Annotated in this window: 21 protein-coding genes; 12 read left to right on the top strand and 9 right to left on the bottom strand. The window is 72.9% G+C overall.

Features of this window, described 5'->3' with window-relative positions:
- Both EAO76_RS46870 and EAO76_RS36290 read right to left on the bottom strand, forming a co-directional pair.
- Nucleotides 1-611 (bottom strand): TerD family protein (locus EAO76_RS46870; protein ID WP_262375976.1); only part of this gene is annotated, 611 nt, incomplete at its 3' end.
- A 72-nt stretch (nt 612-683) separates the two neighbouring features.
- Nucleotides 684-1,634 carry a beta-ketoacyl-ACP synthase III gene (locus EAO76_RS36290; RefSeq protein WP_148840313.1) on the bottom strand — a complete coding sequence of 317 codons (951 nt, stop codon included), beginning with the start codon at nt 1,632-1,634 and terminating at the stop codon, nt 684-686.
- A gap of 296 nt (nt 1,635-1,930) precedes the next feature.
- On the opposite strand from EAO76_RS36290, the gene fdhD reads away from it, so the two are divergent.
- A complete protein-coding gene (fdhD, locus tag EAO76_RS36285; protein WP_148840312.1) occupies nt 1,931-2,779 on the top strand; it encodes a formate dehydrogenase accessory sulfurtransferase FdhD in 849 nt (282 codons plus the stop codon).
- Nucleotides 2,780-2,883: 104 nt separating this feature from the next.
- Here fdhD and EAO76_RS36280 read toward each other — a convergent pair whose 3' ends face one another.
- On the bottom strand, nt 2,884-3,912 hold the full coding sequence (locus EAO76_RS36280) for a bile acid:sodium symporter family protein (RefSeq protein ID WP_187438901.1): 1,029 nt from the start codon (nt 3,910-3,912) through the stop codon (nt 2,884-2,886).
- A 118-nt stretch (nt 3,913-4,030) separates the two neighbouring features.
- On the opposite strand from EAO76_RS36280, the gene EAO76_RS36275 reads away from it, so the two are divergent.
- Complete coding sequence (locus EAO76_RS36275) at nt 4,031-4,924, top strand: LysR substrate-binding domain-containing protein (RefSeq protein ID WP_148840310.1); 894 nt, start codon at nt 4,031-4,033, stop codon at nt 4,922-4,924.
- A 316-nt stretch (nt 4,925-5,240) separates the two neighbouring features.
- Nucleotides 5,241-7,040 (top strand): long-chain fatty acid--CoA ligase, encoded by a 1,800-nt coding sequence (locus tag EAO76_RS36270; protein ID WP_148840309.1) that lies wholly within the window; start codon nt 5,241-5,243, stop codon nt 7,038-7,040.
- A 62-nt stretch (nt 7,041-7,102) separates the two neighbouring features.
- Here EAO76_RS36270 and EAO76_RS36265 read toward each other — a convergent pair whose 3' ends face one another.
- Complete coding sequence (locus EAO76_RS36265; protein WP_148840308.1) at nt 7,103-9,166, bottom strand: PQQ-dependent sugar dehydrogenase; 2,064 nt, start codon at nt 9,164-9,166, stop codon at nt 7,103-7,105.
- A gap of 14 nt (nt 9,167-9,180) precedes the next feature.
- Nucleotides 9,181-10,848 carry a glycosyl hydrolase family 8 gene (locus tag EAO76_RS36260; RefSeq protein WP_399463355.1) on the bottom strand — a complete coding sequence of 556 codons (1,668 nt, stop codon included), beginning with the start codon at nt 10,846-10,848 and terminating at the stop codon, nt 9,181-9,183.
- A gap of 244 nt (nt 10,849-11,092) precedes the next feature.
- On the opposite strand from EAO76_RS36260, the gene EAO76_RS36255 reads away from it, so the two are divergent.
- Both EAO76_RS36255 and EAO76_RS36250 read left to right on the top strand, forming a co-directional pair.
- Nucleotides 11,093-11,929 carry an aldo/keto reductase gene (locus EAO76_RS36255; protein WP_148840307.1) on the top strand — a complete coding sequence of 279 codons (837 nt, stop codon included), beginning with the start codon at nt 11,093-11,095 and terminating at the stop codon, nt 11,927-11,929.
- 121 nt (nt 11,930-12,050) lie between these two features.
- Entirely contained in the window at nt 12,051-12,536 is a 486-nt protein-coding gene (locus tag EAO76_RS36250) for an RICIN domain-containing protein (RefSeq protein ID WP_148840306.1), read from the top strand.
- Between the two features lie 455 nt (nt 12,537-12,991).
- On the opposite strand, the gene EAO76_RS36245 is transcribed toward EAO76_RS36250, so the two are convergent.
- Both EAO76_RS36245 and EAO76_RS36240 read right to left on the bottom strand, forming a co-directional pair.
- On the bottom strand, nt 12,992-13,516 hold the full coding sequence (locus EAO76_RS36245) for a hypothetical protein (protein WP_148840305.1): 525 nt from the start codon (nt 13,514-13,516) through the stop codon (nt 12,992-12,994).
- Nucleotides 13,517-13,869: 353 nt separating this feature from the next.
- Entirely contained in the window at nt 13,870-14,826 is a 957-nt protein-coding gene (locus EAO76_RS36240; protein WP_148840304.1) for a trans-aconitate 2-methyltransferase, read from the bottom strand.
- A gap of 194 nt (nt 14,827-15,020) precedes the next feature.
- On the opposite strand from EAO76_RS36240, the gene EAO76_RS36235 reads away from it, so the two are divergent.
- Entirely contained in the window at nt 15,021-15,983 is a 963-nt protein-coding gene (locus EAO76_RS36235; RefSeq protein ID WP_148840303.1) for a LysR family transcriptional regulator, read from the top strand.
- A gap of 25 nt (nt 15,984-16,008) precedes the next feature.
- On the opposite strand, the gene EAO76_RS36230 is transcribed toward EAO76_RS36235, so the two are convergent.
- Nucleotides 16,009-16,314 carry a 4a-hydroxytetrahydrobiopterin dehydratase gene (locus EAO76_RS36230; RefSeq protein WP_148840302.1) on the bottom strand — a complete coding sequence of 102 codons (306 nt, stop codon included), beginning with the start codon at nt 16,312-16,314 and terminating at the stop codon, nt 16,009-16,011.
- Nucleotides 16,315-16,377: 63 nt separating this feature from the next.
- Between EAO76_RS36230 and EAO76_RS36225 the strand changes: the two genes are divergently transcribed.
- A complete protein-coding gene (locus EAO76_RS36225; RefSeq protein WP_148840301.1) occupies nt 16,378-17,202 on the top strand; it encodes a helix-turn-helix domain-containing protein in 825 nt (274 codons plus the stop codon).
- A gap of 122 nt (nt 17,203-17,324) precedes the next feature.
- On the opposite strand, the gene EAO76_RS36220 is transcribed toward EAO76_RS36225, so the two are convergent.
- On the bottom strand, nt 17,325-17,873 hold the full coding sequence (locus tag EAO76_RS36220) for a GNAT family N-acetyltransferase (protein ID WP_148840300.1): 549 nt from the start codon (nt 17,871-17,873) through the stop codon (nt 17,325-17,327).
- 219 nt (nt 17,874-18,092) lie between these two features.
- Here EAO76_RS36220 and EAO76_RS36215 point away from each other — a divergent pair, with 219 nt between their 5' ends.
- Genes EAO76_RS36215 through EAO76_RS36195 form a run of 5 tightly spaced genes read left to right on the top strand, consistent with a single transcriptional unit; the run spans nt 18,093 to nt 23,566 of the window.
- A complete protein-coding gene (locus EAO76_RS36215) occupies nt 18,093-19,349 on the top strand; it encodes an ATP-grasp domain-containing protein (RefSeq protein WP_148840299.1) in 1,257 nt (418 codons plus the stop codon).
- Nucleotides 19,346-20,179, top strand: coding sequence for a Rossmann-like domain-containing protein (locus tag EAO76_RS36210; RefSeq protein ID WP_148840298.1), 834 nt, complete (start codon nt 19,346-19,348; stop codon nt 20,177-20,179). Before EAO76_RS36215 ends, EAO76_RS36210 begins: the two co-directional genes overlap by 4 nt.
- Nucleotides 20,176-21,267 (top strand): PLP-dependent cysteine synthase family protein, encoded by a 1,092-nt coding sequence (locus tag EAO76_RS36205; RefSeq protein WP_148840297.1) that lies wholly within the window; start codon nt 20,176-20,178, stop codon nt 21,265-21,267. The genes EAO76_RS36210 and EAO76_RS36205 overlap by 4 nt, the downstream gene beginning before the upstream one ends.
- Entirely contained in the window at nt 21,264-22,322 is a 1,059-nt protein-coding gene (locus tag EAO76_RS36200) for a dipeptide epimerase (RefSeq protein ID WP_148840296.1), read from the top strand. Before EAO76_RS36205 ends, EAO76_RS36200 begins: the two co-directional genes overlap by 4 nt.
- On the top strand, nt 22,319-23,566 hold the full coding sequence (locus tag EAO76_RS36195) for an MFS transporter (RefSeq protein WP_148840295.1): 1,248 nt from the start codon (nt 22,319-22,321) through the stop codon (nt 23,564-23,566). Before EAO76_RS36200 ends, EAO76_RS36195 begins: the two co-directional genes overlap by 4 nt.
- Nucleotides 23,567-23,568: the final 2 nt, after the last annotated feature.

Genomic DNA, 23,568 nt, shown 5'->3' with positions numbered 1-23,568 from the left:
GGCACCGGGGCACCTGCCGGGACCGGGGGCATCGGCGGCGCGGGCACGGGCCCGGGAGCCGGTGCGGGCGCGGAAGCCGGTGCGGGAGCGGGCAGCTCCTCGTCGACGGTGATGCCGAAGTCGGTCGCCAGGCCCGCCAGTCCGCTCGCGTAGCCCTGCCCGACCGCCCGGAACTTCCAGCCGCCGTCGCGCCGGTAGAGCTCTCCGCCGATCATCGCCGTCTCCGGTCCCGCGGCCATCTCGAACCGGGCCAGCTCCGCGCCGGACACCGCGTCGAGCAGCCGCAGGTGCAGCCCCGGGACCTGGCCGAACGTGCCGCCGTCGGCGGACGCGCAGAGCGCGACGCGTTCGATGTCGGGCCCCAGCGCCCCCGGGCGGACCTCCAGCGTGTCGGCACCGGGCTGTTTGCCGAGGTGCGTCACGGCGCCCGAGGCGTGCCGCGGCTGGTTGTAGAAGACGAAGTCGTCGTCGGACCGCACCCGTCCGCCGCGGGTCAGCAGCAGCGCGGAAGCGTCCACGTCCGGCACGCCGGACCCGGTCGACCAGCCGAGCACCGCCCTGACCGCGGCGGCCTCGACCGGCATGTTGGCACCCTTGCTCAGTATCGTCACACCGGCCAGTGTGCCCGCCGCCCGGCACGCGGGCGCGGACGGCCCCGGCGGGGTCCGCCGGGGCCGTCCGGCTCAGGGGCAGCGGATGACCTGTCCCGCGTACGAGAGGTTGCCGCCGAAGCCGAAGAGCAGGACGGGCGCGCCGCTGTGGACCTCGCCGCGCTCCACCAGCTTGGACAGGGCCATCGGGATCGAGGCCGCGGACGTGTTGCCGGAGTCCACGACGTCCCGGGCGACGACCGCGTTGACCGCGCCGATCTTCCTGGCGATCGGTTCGATGATCCGCAGGTTGGCCTGGTGCAGCACCACGGCGCCCAGTTCCTCCGGGGCGACGCCGGCCTTCTCGCACACCCTGCGGGCGATGGGCGGAAGCTGGGTGGTGGCCCAGCGGTAGACGGACTGCCCCTCCTGCGCGAACCGGGGCGGCGTCCCCTCGATCCGTACCGCGTTGCCCATCCCGGGCACCGATCCCCACAGGACGGGGCCGATACCGGGCCGCTCGACGCCGTCCGGTTCCGCGACGACGACCGCCGCGCCGGCCCCGTCGCCGAGCAGGACGCAGGTGCTGCGGTCGGTCCAGTCGGCGATGTCCCCCATCTTGTCGGCCCCGATGACCAGGACGCGTTCGGCCGCACCGGCCCGGATCGCGTGGTCGGCGGTGGCGAGGGCGTGGGTGAAGCCGGAGCAGACCACGTTGATGTCCATCACCGCGGGCGACTCCATCCCGAGCCGGGCGGCGACCCGCGCCGACATGCTCGGGGAACGGTCGATCGCGGTGGAGGTGGCGACGAGGACCAGGTCGACCTCGGCGGGCTGGAGCCCGGCCCCGGCGAGCGCCTTGGCCCCCGCGTGCGCGGCCAGCTCGTCCACCGGCTCGTCGGGACCGCCGATGTGCCGGGTCCTGATGCCGACACGGCTGGTGATCCACTCGTCGCTGGTGTCGACCATGGCCGCCAGGTCGTCGTTGGTGAGCACCTTGGCGGGCTGGTAGTGGCCGAGCGCCACGACACGTGAGCCGGTCATGTACGGGATCCCCTCGCTACGTATGGCAGGAACCATCCAGTCTTGGTCGCTACCGCCCGGTACGCGGTCACGTGTTCCCACAGGAATCACGCCCGGCCGTTGGAGGCTTGACAACAGTCCCGTACGCCTCTTGCGACACACGGGACGCTGCCGCATCCCCGGTGCAGGACAATGGGACCGCCGGGGTCACCGCTCCGCACGACACTCCGGTGACCTGCGGCGACCTCCGTATCGAGGGCCGGTCCGGCTTCCGCGGCGTTCCGGCCTCCACCACGCAAGGAGTCGGATCAACCGCTATGGGACGGGTCACCGAGCGCCGCCGCACCATCCGCATCCGGGACGGGGCGGTCTCCGTCCGTCCCGACACGCTCGTCGCCGAGGAGCCGCTGGAGATCCGGCTGAACGGCAGGCCGCTCGCCATCACGATGCGCACGCCGGGGGACGACTTCGCGCTCGCCGCGGGCTTCCTGGTGAGCGAGGGCGTCGTCGGGGACGGTTCCGAGGTGCGGTCGATCGTCTACTGCGCCGGGGCGACGGCGGACGGCGGCAACACGTACAACGTGGTGGACGTGAAGCTCGCCCCCGGTGTGCCGGTCCCCGACATCACCCTCGAACGCAATGTGTACACCACCTCGTCCTGCGGGCTGTGCGGCAAGGCGAGCCTGGACGCGGTGCGCACCTCCACCCGGCACCCGATCGCCGACGCTCCCCCGGTCCGGGTCGAGCCCGCCCTGCTCTCCGCCCTCCCCGACCGGTTGCGCGCCGCGCAGCGGGTCTTCGACCGGACCGGCGGGCTGCACGCGGCGGCGCTGTTCTCCGAGACGGGCGAACTGCTCGACGTCCGGGAGGACGTCGGCCGGCACAACGCGGTGGACAAGCTGGTCGGCCGGGCGCTGACCGACCACCGGCTGCCGCTGTCCCGGGCGATCCTGCTGGTGTCGGGGCGGGCCTCGTTCGAGCTGGCCCAGAAGGCGGTGATGGCCGGGATCCCGGTGCTCGCCGCGGTCTCGGCGCCGTCGTCGCTCGCCGTCGACCTGGCGGACGAGACCGGGCTGACCCTGGTGGGCTTCCTGCGGGGCCCCTCCATGAACGTGTACGCGGGCGAGCACCGCATCGCCCTGCCGGCCGAGGTCACCGGGGGCTGAGGACGCCCGCCCGCCGTGCGGACCCGGTCCCCGTACGGGCCTTCGGGCCGCACGGACCGCAGGGCCCACGGGCCTCCGGGCCTCCGGGCCTCCGGGCCGTACGGTCAGCCCGCGACGGCGGGCTCCCGCGCCGTCGCCGCGCCCGTCGCGTGCGCCTCCTGCGGGTCGTGCGAGCGGCGCTTGGCGATCACCGCGCACACCATCAGCTGCATCTGGTGGAAGAGCATGAGCGGCAGTACCGCGAGGGACGCCTGCGCCCCGAACAGGACGCTGGCCATCGGCAGCCCGGCGGCCAGGCTCTTGTTCGCGCCGGCGAACTGGATGGCGACGCGGTCCTCCCGGCCGAAGCCGAGCCGCTTCGCCCCGTACCAGCTGATCGTGAGCATCAGCGCGAGCAGCAGCGCCTCGACGCCGAGCAGCGCGCCGAGCCTGGCCGGGGTGACCTGGTGCCAGACTCCGGTGACCATGCCCGCGCTGAAGGCCGTGTAGACGACGAGCAGGATCGAGCCCCGGTCGACCCGGCCGAGGATCTTCTTGCGGCGGGTGAGGAAGCCGCCGATCCAGCGGCGCAGCAGCTGCCCGGCGACGAACGGCAGCAGCAGCTGGACCGCGATCCTCAGCAGCGCGTCCGCCGAGAACCCGCCGCCCTCCTCACCGAGCAGGACGGCGGCGAACAGCGGGGTGAGGAAGATCCCGGCGATCGAGGAGAAGGAGCCCGCGCAGATCGCGGCGGACACGTTGCCGCGGGCGATCGAGGTGAAGGCGATGGACGACTGGATGGTCGACGGGACGAGGCAGAGGAAGAGCAGACCGCTGTGCAGCTGCGGCGTCAGGACGTACGGGACCAGTCCCCCGGCCGCCAGCCCGAGCAGCGGGAACGCGACGAAGGTGCAGATCAGCACGGTGAGGTGGAGCCGCCAGTGCCTGAGCCCCTCCAGGGTCTCGGCGGTGGAGAGCCGGGCCCCGTACAGGAAGAAGAGCAGGGCGACGGCTCCGGTCGAGGCGCCCTTCGCCACCTCCGCCGCGGTTCCCGAGGCGGGCAGTATCGCCGCGAGCGCCACCGTGCCGATCAGGGCCAGGATGTACGGGTCGATCGGCAGCCAGGACGGCAGCTTCGGGGTGCGGCGGCTCATGTGCTCCACGTGTCCTCTTGGTTCAGGTCGTGCCCGCACCATGCTGCTCCCGATCCGCGCGATCGGGAATCCCGTACACCGCTCTGACTGTCATCACGTTCGGCGATAGCCTGGGGGCATGTACGACCCGGCGCAGTTGCGCACCTTCCTCGCCGTCGCCCAGACGCTGAGTTTCACCCAGGCGGCCCGGCGGCTGGGGGTGCGGCAGTCCACGGTGAGCCAGCACGTGCGGCGGCTGGAGGAGGCGGCGGGGCGGCAGTTGTTCGCCCGGGACACGCACCGGGTGGACCTCACCGTGGACGGTGAGGCGATGCTCGGTTTCGCCCGGACGATACTCGACGCCCACGAGCGGGCCGCGGCCTTCTTCACCGGCACCCGGCTGCGCGGGCGGCTGCGGTTCGGGGCCTCCGAGGACTTCGTGCTGACCCAACTCCCGGAGATCCTGGAGTCGTTCCGCCACGATCACCCGGAGGTCGAGCTGGAGCTGACGGTGGAGCTGTCCGGGACGCTGCACCAGCGCCTCGCGGCCGGCCGGCTCGACCTCGTCCTGGCCAAGCGGCGCACCGGGGACACGCACGGCGAGCTGGTCCGGCGGGACACGCTGGCCTGGATCGGCGCGCCGCGGCTGCGGATCGATCCGGACCGGCCGGTCCCGCTGGTGCTGTTCCCGCCGCCGGGCATCACCCGGGCCCGCGCTTTGGAGGTCCTGGAGGAGCACGGCCGGTCCTGGCGGATCGCCTGCACCAGCACCAGCCTGAGCGGGCTGGTCGCGGCGGCCCGGGCGGGGCTGGGCGTGATGGCCCACAGCCGGGGGCTGATCCCGCCGGGGCTGGTGCCGGTTTTGGCCAGGGCGGGGCTGCCGGAGCTGGGCGGGGTGGATTTCGTCCTGTCGCACGGGCACCGGCGCGAGGGGTCGCGCGAGGCCGCCGACGCGCTGGCGGCGGCGATCCTCGCGGGCGGCGACCGGCTGGTCCGGGAGGCCGGGGCGGCCACCGCGCGGGACGGCGCCTGACCGCGGGGCCGGGCGGCTGCGGACACCGGCCCGCCCTCGACCGGGCAAGTGCGGATGAACCACCCCTCACCCCTCGATATCGGGAGTGGCAGCGGCGTACAGATTCGGTGGAGATTCCGGTGCCCGTCGGCCGCTCCGCGGCCCCGACCGCGCCCGAGCCTTGCCCATCTGGCCGGATTTCGGTGGCTGAGCTGTGCATATGCCATGGTGTCGGCCGATACGGAGCCCTCCCGTCGCGCCGCTCCGTGGGGTAGCGTCACGGCGCCGTGCTGAGCCCATGAGGAGCAGGTCATTGCGCGAGTTCACTGTCCCGCCCATGACGGCCGCGCCCCTCGTGGGCGGGTTGGCCGACGTGGTGTTCGACCGGGCCGAGGAGGACCCGCACCGGGTCGCGCTCGGCCGCAAGGACGCGAGCGGAAACTGGCGGGATGTCACCGCCGCCGCGTTCCGCGACGAGGTGCTGGCGCTGGCCAAGGGGCTGATCGCCCAGGGCGTCAGATTCGGCGACCGGGTGGCCCTGATGTCGCGCACGCGCTACGAGTGGACGCTCCTCGACTTCGCCCTGTGGTCGGTCGGCGCGCAGTCCGTGCCGGTCTATCCGACGTCCTCGGCCGAGCAGGTCCGGTGGATGCTGCACGACGCCGATGTGTCCGCCGTCGTGGTCGAGCACGAGGACCACGCGATGACCGTCGCGTCGGTGATCGACCAGCTGCCCCGGCTCGAACGGCTGTGGCAGCTGGACGCCGACGCGGTGGCCGACCTGGTCGCCGCGGGCACGCGGATCGAGGACGAGGTGGTGCACCGTCATCGGCGCGCGGTGACGCCCGAGTCGGTGGCGACCGTCATCTACACGTCGGGGACGACGGGCCGCCCCAAGGGCTGCGTGATCACGCACGCCAACTTCATGTTCGAGACGGACACCATGGTCTCCCGCTGGCAGGAGGTGTTCCGCTCCGCGCCCGGCGACGAGGCGGCCACCCTGCTCTTCCTCCCGCTGTCCCACGTCTTCGGCCGGATGGTCGAGATCGCGGCGCTCCGCGGCCGGGTGCGGCTGGGCCACCAGCCGGAGATGTCGGCCAAGGCGCTGCTGCCGGACCTGGTGTCGTTCCGGCCGACGTTCGTCCTGGCGGTGCCGTACGTGTTCGAGAAGGTCTTCGGTGTCGCCCGGCGCAGGGCCGAGGCGGAGGGCCGGGCGGGGCCGTTCGACAAGGCGGTGGACGTCGCCGTGAAGTACGCCGAGGCGATGGAGGAGCGGGCCTTCGGGACCGGCCCCGGGCCTTCCGCCGGGCTGCGGGTGCAGCACCAGTTCTTCGACAAGGTCGTGTACCGGAGGGTGCGCGAGGCGATGGGCGGCCGGATCCGGCACGCCATGTCCGGCGGTTCGGGCATGGACCGGCGGCTCGGGCTGTTCTTCGAGGGCGCGGGCGTCCGGATCTTCGAGGGGTACGGGCTGACCGAGACGTCCGCCGCGGCCACCGCCAACCCTCCGGAGCGTCCCCGGTACGGGACGGTCGGGCAGCCGATTCCCGGCACGACCGTGCACATCGCCGAGGACGGCGAGGTGTGGGTGCACGGCGACCACGTGTTCTCCGGTTACCTCGGCGATCCCGACGCCACCGGAACGGTGCTGCGCGACGGCTGGCTGGCCACCGGCGACCTGGGCTCGCTCGACGGGGACGGCTATCTGACGATCACCGGGCGGAAGAAGGAGATCCTGGTGACCTCGGGCGGCAAGAGCGTGTCGCCGACCGGCCTGGAGGAGCGGGTGCGGGCGCATCCGCTGGTCGCGCAGTGCATCGTGGTGGGCAACGACCGGCCCTACATCGCGGCACTGGTCACGGTCGACCAGGAAGCGGTGGACCACTGGCTGTCTATGCAGGGGCGGTCGCCGCTGGAGCCGCGGGAGCTGGTGCGCGACCCGGACCTGGAGATGGAGATCCGGCGGGCGGTGGTGGCCGCCAACACGGCGGTCTCGCAGGCCGAGTCGATCCGTACGTTCCGGATCCTGGCGCATCCGTTCAGCGAGGAGCACGGTCTGCTCACCCCGTCGCTGAAGCTGAAACGCCGGGCGATCGAGACGGCGTACGCGACGGAGGTCGACGCGCTGTACCACTGAGGCACCGGGGCGCCCCGGCGCCCCGGCGGTACGGCGCGTGCGACGTGCCGCGCGGTGCCGGGCTATGTGATCGAGACGCGGAACAGCTTGTCCGAGCCGTCCGGTTCGTTCCCCTTGTTGTCGCAGTTGGTGGTGGACAGCCACAGCTGGTCCCGGCCGGGCACCTCGGTGACGGTGCGCAGCCGGCCGTACGTGCCGACGTAGTAGGCGCTCGGTGTGCCGAGGTTCTCGGTGTCACCGGTGATCGGCACCCGCCACAGCCGTTCGCCCTTCAGGGCGGCCATGTAGATGACGTTGCGGACGATGGCGATTCCGCTGGGCGACGCCTCGGAGATGTTCCAGGTCTTCTTCGGGTTGGTCATGCCGGACGTGGTGCAGCTGCCCTCGCAGATGGGCCAGCCGTAGTTCTTCCCCGGTTCGATGAGGTTGAGTTCGTCCTTCTTGCTGTCGCCGAACTCCGCTTCCCACAGGCGACCGTTGCGGTCGAAGGCGAGCCCCTGCGGGTTGCGGTGGCCGTAGCTGTAGACGTGGTTGCCGAACGGGTTTCCGGGGGCGGGCCCGCCGTCCGTGGTCATCCGCAGGATCTTGCCGTTCAGCGAGTCCTTGTCCTGGGCGAGGTCGGGGGTCTGGGCCTCGCCGGTCGACGCGTACAGGTAGCCGTCGGGGCCGAAGGCGAGCCGTCCGCCGTTGTGGTACCGGCTCTTCTTGATGCCCCGGAGCAGGACCTCGTACCCGCCCAGCGAGCTGCCGTCGTAGGTCATCCGGGCGATCCGGTTGCCCTCCGACGCGGTGTGCATGAAGTACACGCGGTGGTTGGTGGACCACTTCGGGTCGACGGCGACGCCGAGCAGGCCGCCCTCGCCATTGGTCATGACGGCCTCGGGCACCGACCCGACCTCGGTGCGGGCGCCGTCGGCCGTGGCCCGGAAGACCTTGAAGCTGTCCCGCTCGGTGACCAGGGCGGTCTTTCCGTCGGGCATCCAGTAGGTGCCCCAGGGGATGGACCAGCCGGTGGAGACGGTGGTGATGCCGGACGGGACGCCGCCGTCGGTGGCGCAGGCCGGGGTGGTGAAGGTGACCGCGTTGCTCGGCGGGGAGACGTTGCCCGCCGCGTCCTCGGCGACGATGTCCAGGGTGTACGGGCTGGCGCAGGCGAGCCCGGTGAGGGTGGTCGTGGTGGCCGGCGGGGTGCCGGTCACGGTCTTGTAGACGGTGCTGCCGCTGCGCACCTCGTAGGCGGTGACGCCCTTGTCGTCCGTGGCCGCGCCCCACTTCAGGACGACGCCGTTCGCGGTGAGGTCCGAGGCCGACAGGGTGCCGGGGGCCGAGGGGGCGGTGGTGTCGTCGCTGCGCAGGGTGGTGCAGTCCACGATCGGGCTGACCGAGGACACGTTGCCGGCCGCGTCCCGGGCGAACAGCGTGAGGTTGTACGTGGTGCCGGGGGCGAGCCCGGTCAGGTTCTTCGTCGTGGCGGTGCCCGGCGCCTCGCCGAACTTGTTGCCGTGTTCGTAGATGTCGTACGCGGCGACGCCCACGTCGTCCGTGGACGCGGTCCAGTTCAGCGTGATGCTGTTCTCGGTGACTCCGGTGCAGGTGGGCTGTCCGGGGGCGGTGGGCGCCTCGGTGTCCGAGGGGGTGACCGTGACGTCGAGGTAGTCGAGGTTGGGCAGCCCGTCGGCCGTCGTGGACGTCAGCCGGATCTTGTTGGTGCCCGCCTTCAGCGGGGTGGTGAGGGTGGAGGTGGCCCAGGTGTCCCAGTCGGCGGTGGTGGCGAAGGTGCGGGCCGCCGAGACGACCGTGCCGCCGACGGCGATGTCCGCGGACCGGTCGGCCGTCGTGCCGTTGGAGTGGCGGATGGCGATCCTGCCGGTTCCCGCGGTGGCCGCGGTGACGGTGAACTCCACGTAACTGCCCACGACGTTGTCGCCGTTGACGAAGCCCGTCCCCGAGTAGCCGGAGTGGTTGGACTCGGCCGCGCCCTCGACGATCGTCGCGGACTCCGCCTCGTACCGGGTGGCGGCCGCGGCCGCCGACCGCGGGGCCGCCTGCACCGGGGCCGCGCAGAGCAGCACCGCCGTGAGGGCCGCTGCTGTGCCCCGTGCCGCGGTGAGCGTTGTGGTACGCATCTTCGACACCTCCGTCAGGGGACCCAGTAGTTGCCGGACGCGACGATCATGGTCTGGAGCTGGACGCTCGCGCCGTAGTAGAGGTCGGGGTCGATCGGGGTGGTGGCGAGCTTGTCCCACAGCGCGTCGAGCCAGACCTGGGAACCGGGATCGGTCAGCGCGGTCACGACGAACGGGGCGGTGAACGCCATGTCCTCGCCGTTCTCGAACGCCGAGCCGTCCAGGTGGTAGCCGCTGCCGATCCGGTCCGGGTCGCCGCCGGTCTCGGCCTTGATCCAGGAGTTGAGCTTGCGGGCCGCGGCGAGCGAGGCGGTGTCCCCGCTGGTGACGGCGTCGGTGCCGATGCGCCACGGGTCGCGGCAGGCGTTCCAGGAGTAGTCGCCGTCGTTGGGCGATTCGAGCACCTCGCCCGGCGCGGGCTCGGGCGTGCCGTCGGTATTGACGACGAAGTCCGCCAGCAGCCCCGTGTCGGGGGCGTACTCGGCCTGCTGGGAGGCGATCAGCTTCTGATGGGCCGTGCGCACGGTGCCCCAGGTGCGGTCGCCGGTGGCGGCCTCGAAGGCGCGGAAGTGGTCGATCATCCAGTCCGAGGATCGGGTCATCCAGTAGTGGGACTCCCCGGAGTCCGACCAGTCGCCGAACAGCATCAGGTGCGTGGTCGGGTTGACCTCGCTCTCCTTGATGGCGTCGATGTGCTTGATCGCGAGGTCCTTGTAGTCGTACGTGCCGGTGGAGCCCCACTGCTTGTCGGCGAGGAGCAGGCCGTAGGCGACGTCGAGGTCCCCGTCGGTCGCGGAGTCGGAGCCGTCGACGCTCCGGCAGGAGGTGTCCTGTTCGGCGGCGAGGAGGTCGGGGTTGTTCACCGAGGGGTGGTCCAGCATGTACTTGACCATGCCGTCGAAGACGGTCCTCGCCTGCGGGTCGGCGCCCGCCATCGTGGCGGTGACGACCATGCCGTAGCCCTGGGCCTCGGCGACGTAGAGGTGGTCGGCGTCCGGCGAGATGACCTGGTACCAGCCGTTGCCGCAGTTCTGCCGGACGAACGCGGCCTTCCAGGCGTCGTACGCATCGATCACGGCCCGGTCGAGCGCGGACTGCGCGCCGGACGGCTTCAGCGTCCCCGCCGCGTAGGGGAACAGGTGACTGCCGAAGGGCACCGCGGGGCCGCCGGTGGCGGGGGCGCCGATGTCGAGGCGGTCGAGGTTGGGGCCGCCGTTCGCCGTGGTCGCGGTGGCCCGGACGGTGCTGGTCCCGGCGTCGAGGCGGACGGCGAGGGTCCTGGTCGCCCAGGTGTCCCAGGAGCCGGTGGAGCCGAACGGGACGCCGGACGCGACGACGGTGCCGTTGACGCTGATGTCCATCGGGCGGTCGGTGGTGGTCCCGTTGGCGTAGCGGACGGCGAGGGAGTCGCCGCCGGCGGCGGTGTCGACCGTGAATTCCACGGACGACCCGGTCGCGTTGGTGTAGTCGACGAAGCCGGTGCCCGAGTAGCCGGTGTGGTTCGTCGCCACGGCCGCCCGGGTCAGCCGGGCGTCCTCGGCCTCGTACCGGGTGGCCGTCGAGGTGGTGGACGGCGGGGTGGTCATCGCCTCGGCGGACGGCACGGCGAGCAGGGGCAGGAGCAGACAGCCGATGCCGGTGAGGACTGCCGCCGAGCGGCGTGGGGGTGCGGCAGGGTGCACGGGTGTTCCCTTCCGTTCTCGGTGTTAGGAAAGGTTCCTAACCGATACTGCATGGGATTCCCTGCGGGGCCTTCTGTCAATGCCCCTCGTGGGCCCAAATACCAAGAGGATCAAGAAGGTTGACCGACGAGCGGCGCCGGGCCGGACGGATCGGCCGAGGAAGATCGGGCGACGGGGAATGCGTGGCGCGTCCCGGTCGTTCTCCATTGGACGTACCACCCGACGACGTAAGGATCGACCGCTCGTGAGCCAGGTCCCCTCCATCACCCTCAACAACGGCGTCGAGATGCCGCAGCTCGGTTACGGCGTCTGGCAGGTGCCGGACGCCGAGGCCGAGAAGGCGGTCGCGACGGCCATCGAGTCCGGGTACCGGAGCATCGACACCGCCGCGATCTACGAGAACGAGCGGGGCACGGGCAAGGCCGTGGCCGCCTCCGGCGTCCCCCGCGAGGAGCTCTTCGTCACCACCAAGCTGTGGAACGGCGACCAGGGCCACGACGCGACCCTGCGCGCCTTCGACGCCTCGCTCGACCGGCTGGGTCTCGACTACGTCGACCTGTACCTGATCCACTGGCCGGTGCCCGCCAAGGACGCGTACGTCGACACGTACCGGGCCTTCGAGAAGATCCACTCCGAGGGCCGCGCGAAGGCCATCGGCGTCTCGAACTTCCTGCCCGAGCACCTGGAGCGCCTGCTCGGCGAGACCTCCGTGGTCCCGGTGCTCAACCAGATCGAGCTCCACCCGCAGCTCCAGCAGGCCGAGTCGCGCGCCTTCCACGCCGAGCACGGCATCCGGACCGAGGCATGGTCGCCGCTGGGCCAGGGCAAGGGCCTCCTGGAGGTCCCGACGATCGTCGCGATCGCCCGGAAGCACGACCGCACCCCCGCCCAGGTGGTGCTCCGCTGGCACCTCCAGATCGGCAACGTGGTGATCCCGAAGTCCGTGACGCCGTCCCGGATCGCGGAGAACATCGACGTGTTCGACTTCGAGCTGGACGCGGACGACCTGGCCGCACTCGCCGCGCTCGACGAGGGCAAGCGCCTCGGCCCGGACCCCGCCGACTTCAACGTCGGGGCCTGACGCCCCTTCCGCACGACGCGGCACAACGGCGCCGGGCACGCCCGGCGCGGCACACGGAACGGACCGCCGTCCCACCTTCGAGCCGGGCGGCGGTCCGCCACGCGGGAAGGACCGGAACAACATGAACGGGGACGGCGCGCCCGTCGTCGCAGCCGGCCGCTACCGGCTGCGCAACGTGGGAAGCGGGCTGCTGCTGGGGGTGCACGGCGCCGCCAAGGGCGGCGGCGCCCCGGTCCGGCAGGTCGAGGAGAACGGCTCGCCGGACCAGCTCTGGCAGCTCTCGCCGGTGCACGAGGGCGCGGCGCTGTACCACCTGGTCAACGTCCACAGCGGGAAGCGCCTGGACGTGGCCAACGCCTCCACCGAGAACGGCGCCGTGATCCAGCAGTGGCGGGCCAACAACTACGGCGCCCAGGAGTGGCTGATCGAGCGGCACCTGGAGGCGCCGGGGGTGGTGACGCTGGTCAGCTTCGTCAGCGGACTCGTCCTCGAGGTGGCCGACGGCAGCACCGCGGACGGCGCCCGGGTCCAGCAGTGGGAGGACACCGACTCCCCCGGCCAGTGGTGGCGGCTGGAGCCGGTGCGGGACGAGACCTCCGGGGCATAGCCGGACTCGGGCCGGCCCGGGAATGTGCGCGGACGCCCGCGGACCGGGGGCCGGGCGGCCCCTCGGGATCGTGCCGGCCGGGCCGTCACCCGACTGGACCAGGGCGGCCCGCCGGTCCCCCGGCGGCCGGGACATGGGCGGCGTCTGCCACGCCGTCACCACGTTCCGCCGACCGGTCACCGGGCCCCGCCGGGGGCCGCGGACCGGGAACGGGTCCAGGAGCCGGACTCCGGAACCGGGAAGGAACCGGAGCCCGGCGGCCGTGTGCCGCACGGCCGTTCCGGTCGGCTGGCAGTACCCCGCCGTCCGGTTTTAGTATGGCCTGACAGGTTTTCGGACGTGTCAGTCGTCCTTCGGGTGCGGGTATCCGACCGGGTTCCCCCGCCCGGATACCCTGACTGGAACCCCGGCCCGATTCCGGCGGGCCGGGGTTCTACGTCATCCGGTCGACCCGATTACCAGTTCTTGCCGCCGTCGTCGTGGTGGCGCTCGAGCACGCGGAAGCTGCCCACGACACCGTGCTTGACCCACACACCGCCATCGACGTGGCCCGGGTGCACCCCGTTGCTGTCGCTGTGCGGTCCGACGGTGGCGATGGGAGCGCCGTTGTCGCAGGTGACCCCGCGGAAGACCTCGACGGTCCGGCGGCTGTCGTTACGGATGTTGAGGGTCTTGGAGCCGAGGCCGCTGACCACGGTCACACAGCCGCCCGGGTCGTCGCTGTACGTCCGCTCGTTGATGTGAATGCGACCCTCGTAGTGGTCACGACCCTCGTCGTGGCCACCCCGCTCGTTGCCCTTGCCCTCGTTGCCCTTGCCGACGTCGCCGCCACCGAGAGCCGAGCCGGGAACGGCCTGCTGAACGGGGCGGGCCACCTCGACCGGCGCGGTGCCGGCAGCCGAGGCGTAGGTGATGCCGGTGGCGGCCAGGGCGGCGGCGGCCGCGACGGCGGCCGTGACGATGGTGGAACGGGTGATCATTTTGCTTCTCCTGTCTCAGAGAGATCGACCGGGCAGTCGATCTGTGAATGAACGTACTGAACGATTCTCATATGTGTCATATCGGACACGACGGAGATCGACGCCCACCCTCTGATCGAGGTACGAAAATACGCCATATGCTATTTTCATATCATTAGACCGCGCATCAACTCACCAAAAAATAGCGGGAGTTGATGCGCCATTAGTCTGCTCAGGGGACTTTCTGATGCCCGCTCACCCCGGCGGAAGCGTGTCTTCCCTTGACACCGTCCGGACCTGCGGGAAAACCGCCTTCCGCCCCCGCCCGGGGCCGCCGGGGAACGGCCCTCGGACATGCCGCGACAGGGCTCCCATCAGGCCCGTCGCCCCAGGTGAACGGTGCGCGCCGAGAGCAGGAAGAGGTCGGGGCGGCGGCGCAGCCCGGCCGGGTCGTCGGGGTCGAGCAGTCGGTCGAGCGCGGCGGTGTCCTCGGCCGTGAGGTACTCCGCGAAGGCCTCGCGCCACCGGCCGAACTCGATGACGGCGTCGTCGCGGACCGGCTCGGGGACCGGCGCCGGGACGTCCAGCAGGAAACTGCGGGTGCCCTGCGGTTCCAGCCCCACCGCGGCGAACAGGGCGCTCCAGTCCTCGGACTCCCGCTTGGTGTCGGGCAGTGCCGCCCGCATGTCCTCGAACCGGTCCGTGTTGATCGCATCGAGCCTGGCCTCCAGGCCCGGCCGCCCGAAGCCGATGTCGCGCGGGAGCCGACGGGGCTGCAGCCCGCCCTCGACCAGGGCCACGGTCCCTCCGGGGCGCAGCAGTCCGGCGAACCCGGCCAGCGCGGCGCGCTGGTCGCCCATGTGGTGCAGGGTGTTGCCCATCCAGATCAGGTCCGCCTCGCCCAGCTCGCCGAGGTCGTCGGGGAGGTCGGCCTGCCGTACCCGGACCCGGCCCCCGAGGCCGAGCCGTTCGGCCCGCTCCCCGGCGCGTTCCAGGAGTGCCGGGGTGCCGTCGACGGCGACGACCTCCGCCCCGGGGAACATCTCGGCGAGCAGGCAGGTGACCACTCCGGGGCCGCTGCCGATGTCGAGCACCCGGCGCACCTGCGGGGCCGTGGGGAGCCCGGCGATCCAGCGGGCCGCCTCCTCGTACTGCGGGCGGCTGATCTCGGCGTTCTGCTCCAGCAGCGGCCCCATGGCGTCCCAGCCGATGCCGTCGGGAGTCCCGTGGCCGGCATGGGCGGAGTGGCCGGCGTGGACGGAGTGACCGGTATGGGCGGCGTGACCGGCGCGGGCGGAGTGGCCGTGGTGGCCGTGGGTGTGCTGACTCATGGATCCAGCCTCACCGCCGCCCGGCTCCCCGGCCAGATTTGTTGCCGGTTCGGCAAGCCGCCCGCCTCGCGGCTTCCCGGCCCACCGGGCGGCGGAAAGAGGCCGCGTCACTGCGACCGATGGCTACGGGACACATCCCACCGAATCGTCACCGGGATATTGCCGGTGGGCCCATGGGCCCATAACTTGCGTTTATGGAGCTGGAGTTGCGCCATCTGCGAACCGTACGTGCCATTGCCGACACCGGAAGCCTGACCAAGGCGGCCGCGACCCTCGGGCTCGCCCAGCCCGCGCTGAGCGCACAGCTGCGCCGGATCGAGAAAGCGCTCGGTGGTCCGCTCTTCGACCGGGACCACACCGGTGCCCGGCCCACGCTCCTCGGCGAGCTGGTGCTCGAACGGGCCCGGGTGGTGCTGCCCGCGGTGAGCGAGCTCCAGGAGGAGGCGGTCCGGTTCGCCAACGCCTGGGGCACGATGGAGCGCTTCCGGCTGGGCGGCACGCACGGGCCGCTGCTGGGCGGTCTCGTGGACCGCCTGGTCACGGCGCATCCGACCGCGCCGGTCTCGACGTACACCTCCTGGTCGGTGGCCGAGATCGCCTCCCAGCTGGTGGACGGACGGCTCGACTTCGCCCTGATCGGCACCTGCGGGGAGAGCCCGCCGCCGGCGAACGACCGGCTGGCGTGGCAGGTGATCGGCGTCGATCCGGTCTTCGTGATGCTGCCGGACTCCCATCCGCTCGCCGGCGAGCAGGAGCTCGACCTCTCCGCGCTGGCCGACGAGTGCTGGGCGGACGTGCCGGGCGACGGCTGTTTCGCCGACTGTTTCGTCGGGGCCTGCGCCCGGGCCGGTTTCAGTCCGGTCTCGGTGTACGAGACGGACACGACGTCCGTCGTCCACCTGGTCCAGGTGGGGCGGGCGGTCGGGCTGTGCCGGGCGACCTTCCCGCCGACGCCGGGGGTGGTGACCCGGCCGATCGCCGGTTCGCCGCTGAACTGGCGCCACCTGCTGGGCTGGCACCCCCGGTCGGCGGCGGCCGGGACGGCCGCCGAAGCCGTGAGCGGGCACACCCGGGCGGCGTACGCGGAGGCGGTGGAGCGCAGCGAGAGCTACACCCGCTGGCTCACCGCGCATCCGCGGTTCGGCGCGGCACTGTGACCCGTCGGCCCGTACCGCCCCGCGACTACCTCGCGCCGTGCCCGGCGGCGACCGCCGTCACCCGCGCGGCCAGTTCCAGGTCCTTCCCCGTGACCACGCCACCGGCATCGTGCGTGTTCACGGAGAGGGTGACGGTGTTGTATCCGAGGGTCAGGTCGGAGTGGTGGTTCAGCTCGTCCTGGATCGCGGCGACGTGCACGGTCAGTCCGGCGGCCGCGAAGTGGGTGGGCAGCCGGTAGGTGCGGGTGATCCGGTCCCCCTCCAGCGACCAGCCGGGCAGATCGCCCAGACGGTCCTCGATCTCCTCCTGCGACAGCGGTGCGGCGGGCATGCGGCGACTCCCTCGTCAACGGTCGATTCCGGTCTGCGGTGCCGGTGACGTTACGGTCTGGGCATGACTACTGTCGCGCTCGACACGGGGGTAGGGCCGCTGCTGCGCAGCTGGCGGGAACAGCGCAGGATCAGCCAGCTGGAGCTGGCGCTGCGCGCGGACTCCTCCGCCCGGCACATCTCCTTCATCGAAACGGGCCGCTCCCGGCCCAGCGAGGAGATGATCCTGCGCCTCGCCGAGCACCTGGAGGTCCCCGTCAGGGAACGCAACGCCCTCCTGGTGATGGCCGGTTACGCCCCGCGCTACGCCCACACCCCGCTCGACGACCCGGCCATGGGCGCGCTGCGCGAGGGGGTGGAGCGGCTGCTGGAGGGATACGAACCGTATCCGGCGCTCGTCCTCGACGGCAGGTACGACGTGGTGGCGGCCAACCGGGGCGTCACGATGCTGCTGGACGGCGTGGCCGAGCACCTGCTCGTGCCGCCGTTGAACGTCATGCGGATCACCCTGCACCCGGAGGGCCTGGCCCCGCGCATCCGGAACCTGCGGGCGTGGCGGGCCGACCTGCTGGCGCAGATGCGGCGTCAGATCGCCCTGGCCCGTTCGGTGGAACTGCGCGAACTGTACGAGGAGGTCGCCGCCTACCCCGTACCGGAGGGAGAGGGGAGCCCCGAAGGCCCCGAGGACACCGCGGACGACGGGTCCGGCGCGTCCCTGCCCTTCGCACTGCCCATGCTGATCGAGCACGACGGGCACGTGCTCTCGTTCGTCTCCTCCATCGCGACGTTCAACACGCCGATGGACGTGACGGTGGCCGAGCTGGCGATCGAGACGTTCCTCCCCGCCGACCGGGACACCGCGGACCTGCTGCGCTCGCTCACCGCCTGACGGCCGGTACGCCGCGCGGGCAGCCGGGGCGCGGGTCCGGGGCGCGGCCGTCGGCCGCGCCCCGCCGCGTCATGCGCCCGTTCCGCCCCGCCCGATCGCCCGCCGCGCCCGGGCCGGCCGCGTCACGGCAACGGGATCTCGAAGTGCACGGTGCCGACGCCGGGCCCGTGCTCCCCCGTCGTACGGGCGTCGAAGATCTCCTTGGCCATGCCGCGCCAGAACGCCTCGGCGCCCTCGACGTCGACATTGGTGTGCAGGTAGACGCTGTCGTACCCGGGCGTCCCGGCGGCGAAGGCGCACGCCTGCTCCACGAGGGTGCGGGCCAGGCCGTGCCGCCGGTGCTCCGGGCTCACGTAGACCCGTACGAGCTGTGCGGTGCTGCCCGGGGGGTAGCGCTCGGCGAGCCAGCGCGGATGCGGCGGATGGACCGGACCCGTCGAGCGGATTCCGGTGGTGGCCACCACCCGGTCGCCGTGCGCGGCGACCAGCAGCAGGTGGCGCGGGTCGTCCAGGTAGGTGCTCTCGATCTCGACGACGTCGCGGTGCCACTCGGGCACGTAGCCGTAGCCGAAGTCCCGGTAGAAGGTGTCGAGCATGACCCGGCGGGCGCCTTCCACATCGGCCGGACCGGCGGGGCGCACGGTGTAGGGCGGCTTCGGGGGGTGGTTCATCACGTTCTCCTGAGGATGCCCGAGGGGCGCGAAGCCCTCGCACCGGGCGAGGGCGTACGACGGCGGGCGCGCGTCTCACGGGCGGAGAAGCTGTGCCCCCATCAGATGACAATGAAAACGATTGCCGATAAGGTCCCTCTCGGTCAAGCGAGCACGCCCTGGCCGGCGCTGCCGCCGTGACCGGATCACACCTCAACCGCGCCGTGAGAAGGGGAAGTCGTGGCTCATCTGCTGATGGTCGAGAGCTGGGTCGGGTCCATGAGCAGACTGCTGCCAAGGGCCGTCCGCGAGGCGGGGGACGAGTTCACCCTGCTGACCCGCGACCTGCACCACTACCTGCGTTCCGCCCCGGAGGGCACCGCGCACCCCCTCCTCTCGGCCCGTCACGTGCTCACCGCGGAGACCAATGACACCGACGCGCTGCTGCCCTTCGTCGAACGGGCCCATGCGGCCCTGCGCTTCGACGGGGTGATCACCTCCTGCGACTACTACCTCCCGACGGCCGCGCGGATCGCGGGGCGGCTGGGACTGCCCGGCCCCGCGCCCGAGGCGGTCGAGAACGCGTGCCGCAAGGACGCGACCCGCCGGGTCCTGGCCGGGGCGGGCCTCCCGGGGCCGCGGTTCGCCGTGTGCGAGGACTGGACGCGGGCCGCCGCCGCGGCCCGCGACATCGGCTACCCGCTGGTGCTCAAACCCGTGGACCTGTGCGCGGGAATGTTCGTGCGCCGCGTCGACGACGAGGCCGCACTGGCCCGCGCCCACCGCGCGCTCGCCGCCTTCCCCGTCAACGCCCGCGGACAGCGCCGCGACCCCGTGGTGCTGCTCGAGGAACTCCTCGAAGGGCCGGAGGTGAGCGTGGAGACCGTGTCGTACGACGGGACCGTGGAGGTCGTCGGCGTCACGGACAAGAGCGTCGGCGGTGCCCCGGCCTTCATCGAGACCGGTCACATGTTCCCCGCCGCCCTGGACCCGGCGGACACCGCGGCCGCCGGGGAGACCGCGTGCCGGGCGCTCCGGGCGCTGGGCCTGGACGGGGTCGTCGCCCACACCGAGCTCAAGCTGACGGCCGACGGGCCCCGTCTGATCGAGGTCAACCCCCGGCCCGCCGGCAACCGCATCACCGAACTCGTGCGCCATGTGACCGGCATCGACCTCGCCGGCGCCTGCGTGGACGTCGCCCTCGGCCGTACGCCGGACCTGCGCCGTCGTGCCACCGGGCTGACCAGCGCCGCGATCGGTTTCCTGGTGCCGGACGAGGACGGGGTGCTGGAGGCCGTCGACGGCGCCGACACCGTCCGTGCCGCGGACGACGTGCTGGAACTGCGGCTCACCGATCCCGGCAGCGTCGTCCGGGCCGCGGGCAGCAACAACGACTACCTCGGCCACGTCATGGCCGGCGACGCGCGGGGCCCGGCCGCCCGGGCCCGCGTCGAAGCGCTCCTCGCCCGGCTGCGTCCCCGGGTGGTGGCCGGATGACCGCCCTCACCGGCATGCCCGTCACGGCCCGTTCGTACGACGACCTCGTCGGGCGCGTACTGGCCGGCGGCCTCGGCCCCGACCCGCGCACCCGGCGGATCGCGGTGGCCTTCACCACCCGGCAGGCGGTGCGCCACGAAGGGCGCGGCTCCGGCTACCGCAACGAGGTGCTGAGCCTGCGCCTCGCCGAAGCGGTGGGGTCCTGCGCCGTCGAACCGGGCGAACTGCCCGACGGCGCCGTCGAGGACTGCGTCGGCGCCGACATCGCGCGCCTCCTGGAGCACGAGCTGCCGCCCGTCCGGATCGCCGCCCTCGACGCGTACCTCATGCACGTACTGCCGCACGGTCCCGGGAACGGGGCCCGGCCCTGCCCGCTGCCCGCCGGCACCTCGTTGGAGAAGTCCCGGGCCAGGGCCCGGTCCGTGGTGGAGCTGGTCGACGTCGCGCCCGGGGCGACCGTGCTCGTCGTGGGCGTGGTCAACTCGCTGCTGGAGGCCCTGCGGGCGCGCGGCCTCGGGTACGTCCCCTGCGACCTCAAGGGCGGCACGACCGAGTGGGGCGAGGTGGTGCGCACCGACGCCCTGGCCGAGCTGGAGCGCTGCGACGCGGTCCTCGCCTCCGGCATGACCCTCGGCAACGGCAGCTTCGAGCCGCTGCGCGAAGGGGCGCGGCGCCGCGGCATCCCCCTGGTGTTGTTCGCGCAGACCGGCAGCGCGGTCCTGCCGCGCCTGATCGGCTCGGGCGTCACCGCGGTGTGCGCGGAGCCGTACCCCTTCTTCTGGCTGGACGGCGGCCCGGGAACCCTTCACCGCTACGGAGGCGCCCTGTGACCATCGCCGTCCTCGACACCGCGCGCGCCGCGGGCAACCGGGAGCTCCTCGGACTGCTCGGCCGCACCCCGCTCGCCCGCGTCACCGTCGACCTGCCGTGCCCGCAACCGGGCTTCTGGGCCAAGCTCGAAGGGTTCGGCGTCGGCGGCATGAAGGCGCGCGCCGCCGTCGCCATGCTGCTGGGCGCCCGGGAACGCGGCGAACTGCGGCCGGGCGCGCCCGTGGTGGAGTCCACCTCGGGAACGCTCGGCATCGGACTGGCCTTCGCCGGGCAGGCCCTCGGCCATCCCGTCGTGCTGGTCGGCGACATCGAGCTGGAGCCGTCGATGCGGCAGCTGCTGGGCGCGTACGGCGTCCGCCTGGAGCTCGTCGACCGTCCGGCCGCCGAGGGCGGCTGGCAGGCCGCCCGGCTCGCCCGGCTGCGCGAGCTGCTGGCACTGCTCCCGGACGCGTACTGGCCCGACCAGTACAACAACCCGGACAGCGCGGCGGGTTACACCTCCCTGGCGGCCGAGCTGGCCGCCCAGCTCGACCACCTCGACGTGCTGGTGTGCAGCGTCGGAACCGGCGGCCACAGCGCCGGGCTCGTCGGGCCGCTGCGGCGCCACTGGCCCGGCCTGCGGCTCATCGGTGTGGACGCCACCGGCTCCACCATCTTCGGCCAGCCCGCCAGACCCCGTCTCATGCGTGGCCTCGGCAGCAGCATCCACCCGCGCAACGTCGCCCACGGCGCCTTCGACGAGGTCCACTGGGTCGGCCCCGCCGAGGCCGTCGACGCCTGCCGCCGGCTGGCCCGCGGCGCCTTCGTCAGCGGCGGCTGGAGCACCGGAGCCGTCGCCCTCGTCTCCGCCTGGGCCGCCCGCGTCCACCCCGGCGCGGTCGTCGCCACCGTCTTCCCCGACGGCCCGCACCGCTACCTCGGCAGCGTCTTCGACGACGGTTTCACCACCGCCCACGGCATCGACCCCGCCACCGCCGCCGTCCGCCCCGTCGAGATCCCGCACCCCCGGGCCGTGGAGGCCACCGGCTGGGTCCGCTGCCGCACCGTCACCGACCCGCTCACCACTGCCCCGGAGCAGCGGCCGTGAGGGCCGGTCTGCGCACCGTGCGCCTCGACCTCACCGAGCCGCTGCGCATCTCCCGTTCCACCATGGCGGCCCGCGAGGCCGTCTGGCTGACCGTCGAGCACGAAGGGCTGCGCGGTCACGGGGAGGCCGTCACCAGCGTGTACTACGGGCTCGACACCACCGCCCTGGGACGGCTGCTGCACACGGAGTCCCGGTGGCTGGCCCGTTTCCCCGACCCCGAGAGCGCGTTGGAGGCCCTGCGGACCGGTACCGGACGGGCCGTCGCCCCGCCGGCCGTGACCGCGGCCGTGGAGTCCGCGCTGCTCGACCTCGCGGGCAGGCGCGCGGGCGTCCCGGTCCACCGGCTCCTGGGCGGCCGGGGAGCCCCGCCCCGTGCCGCGACCGCCCGCACCATCGGCATCGTCGCGCCGGAGCGGGCCGGGGCGCAGGCGGCCCGCTTCGCGCGCGACGGGTTCCGCGTCCTCAAGCTCAAGGCCGGCGCGCCCGATCCGGGCGAGGACCTGGCCCGGGTCCGGGCCGTCCGCACCGCCGCGCCCGGCACCCGGCTGCTGCTCGACCCCAACGGGGCGTGGACCGTCCGGGAGTCCGAGCGGCTGCTGCCGCTCTTCGCGGAGCTGGGGGTCGAGGCCGTCGAACAGCCCCTGGCCCCGGGCGATCCGGAGGCGCTGGCACGGCTCGCGGAGCGCTCACCGCTCCCCGTCGTCGCCGACGAGGACGCGGTCGACGTCGAGGACGCCCGCCGGCTCGCCGGGCGGGTCCAGGGCGTCAACGTCAAGCTGGCCAAGTGCGGCGGCGTCGGCGCCGCGCTCCGGATCGCCGAACTGGTCGCGGGCAGCGGAACCGGGTTGATGCTCGGTTGCCTGACCGCCAGCACCCTCGGCATCGCCCCGGCCGTCCACCTCGCCGACCGCGCCCGCTGGGTCGACCTCGACGGCCATCTGCTGCTCGCCGGCGACCCGTGGACGGGCATCGGCGGCACCGACGGCACCGTCCGGGCGAGCGGGGATCCGGGCCTGGGCGTGCGCGAGCGCGGCGCCGGGGAGGCCGGGGCGTGAGGACCTGGCACGAGATACGCGGCTTCCCGCTCGCCGTCCGGCTCCTGCTGGTGAACCAACTCGGCGTCAACACCGGCTTCTACCTGCTCGTCCCCCACCTCGCCCTGCACCTGAGCGAGGACCTGGGGATGTCCGCGGCCGTCGTCGGCACCGTGCTCGGCGTGCGCACCCTCAGCCAGCAGGGGCTGTTCCTCATCGGCGGGACGGCGTCGGACCGGTTCGGAGCACGCGGCGTCATCATCGCCGGATGCGCCCTGCGCACCGTCGGCTTCGGACTGTTCGCGCTCGGCGACGGGCTGCCCGTGCTCCTCGCCGCCTCCGTGCTCAGCGGGCTGGCCGGGGCGCTGTTCAACCCGGCCGTGCGGGCCTTCCTCGCCCTGGAGGCCGGGGAGCGCAAGGCCGATGCGTTCGCCCTGTTCAACGTCTTCGCCACCACCGGCGCCCTGCTCGGGCCGCTGCTCGGCAGCGCCCTGCTGCTGGTCGACTTCCGTGCCTCCGCGCTCACCGCGGCCGGGATCTTCGCGCTGCTCACCCTCGCCCAGGCCCTGGTGCTCCCGGCCCGCCGGGCCGTGCCGACCGGCGGCCGGGTCGTCGACGACTGGCGCGAGGTGATCGGCACCCGCGGCTTCCTCGCCTTCGCCCTGGCCACGGTCGGCATGTTCACCCTGCAGAACCAGCTGTACCTGCTGCTGCCCGACGGGGCCCGGCGGGCGACCGGCTGGGAGGGCGCCGCCGGGCTCGTCCTCCTCGTCGGCGCCCTCGCCAACCTCTGCCTCCAGATGCGCGTCACCGCCGCGCTGAAGGAGCGGGCGAGCAGGGCGCGCTGGGTCGGCGCCGGACTCGCGCTGATGGGGCTGTCCTTCGTACCGCCGATGGCGGTGCCGGGAGACGGCACGGCCCCCGGCGGCCTCGCGGACGCGGCGCTGCGCGCGCTGCCCGTCCTGGCCGGCTCCCTGCTGCTCCATCTGGGTCTGATGCTGGCCCAGCCGTTCGTGATGGAGCTGATAGCCGGCTTCGGCCGGCCCGAACTCACCGGCACCTGCTTCGGCCTGTTCCACATGGTCTCCGGCCTCGCCGCCGCCCTCGGCAACACGCTCGTCGGCTGGGCCATGGACACCGGGGACCGCACGGACGCGCCATGGCTGCCATGGGCGTGCTGCCTGGCCCTCGGACTCGGCTCCGCCGCCGCCGTCGCCCTGCTGCACCGCCACCGCATCCTGCCCGCCCATCCCGCGACAGCGTGAGG

It is taken from the genome of Streptomyces sp. sk2.1 (assembly GCF_008120935.1).
Taxonomy (GTDB): domain Bacteria; phylum Actinomycetota; class Actinomycetes; order Streptomycetales; family Streptomycetaceae; genus Streptomyces.
The sequence above is the reverse complement of the archived record's forward strand: the minus strand, read 5'-3'. Positions and strand labels throughout refer to the sequence as shown.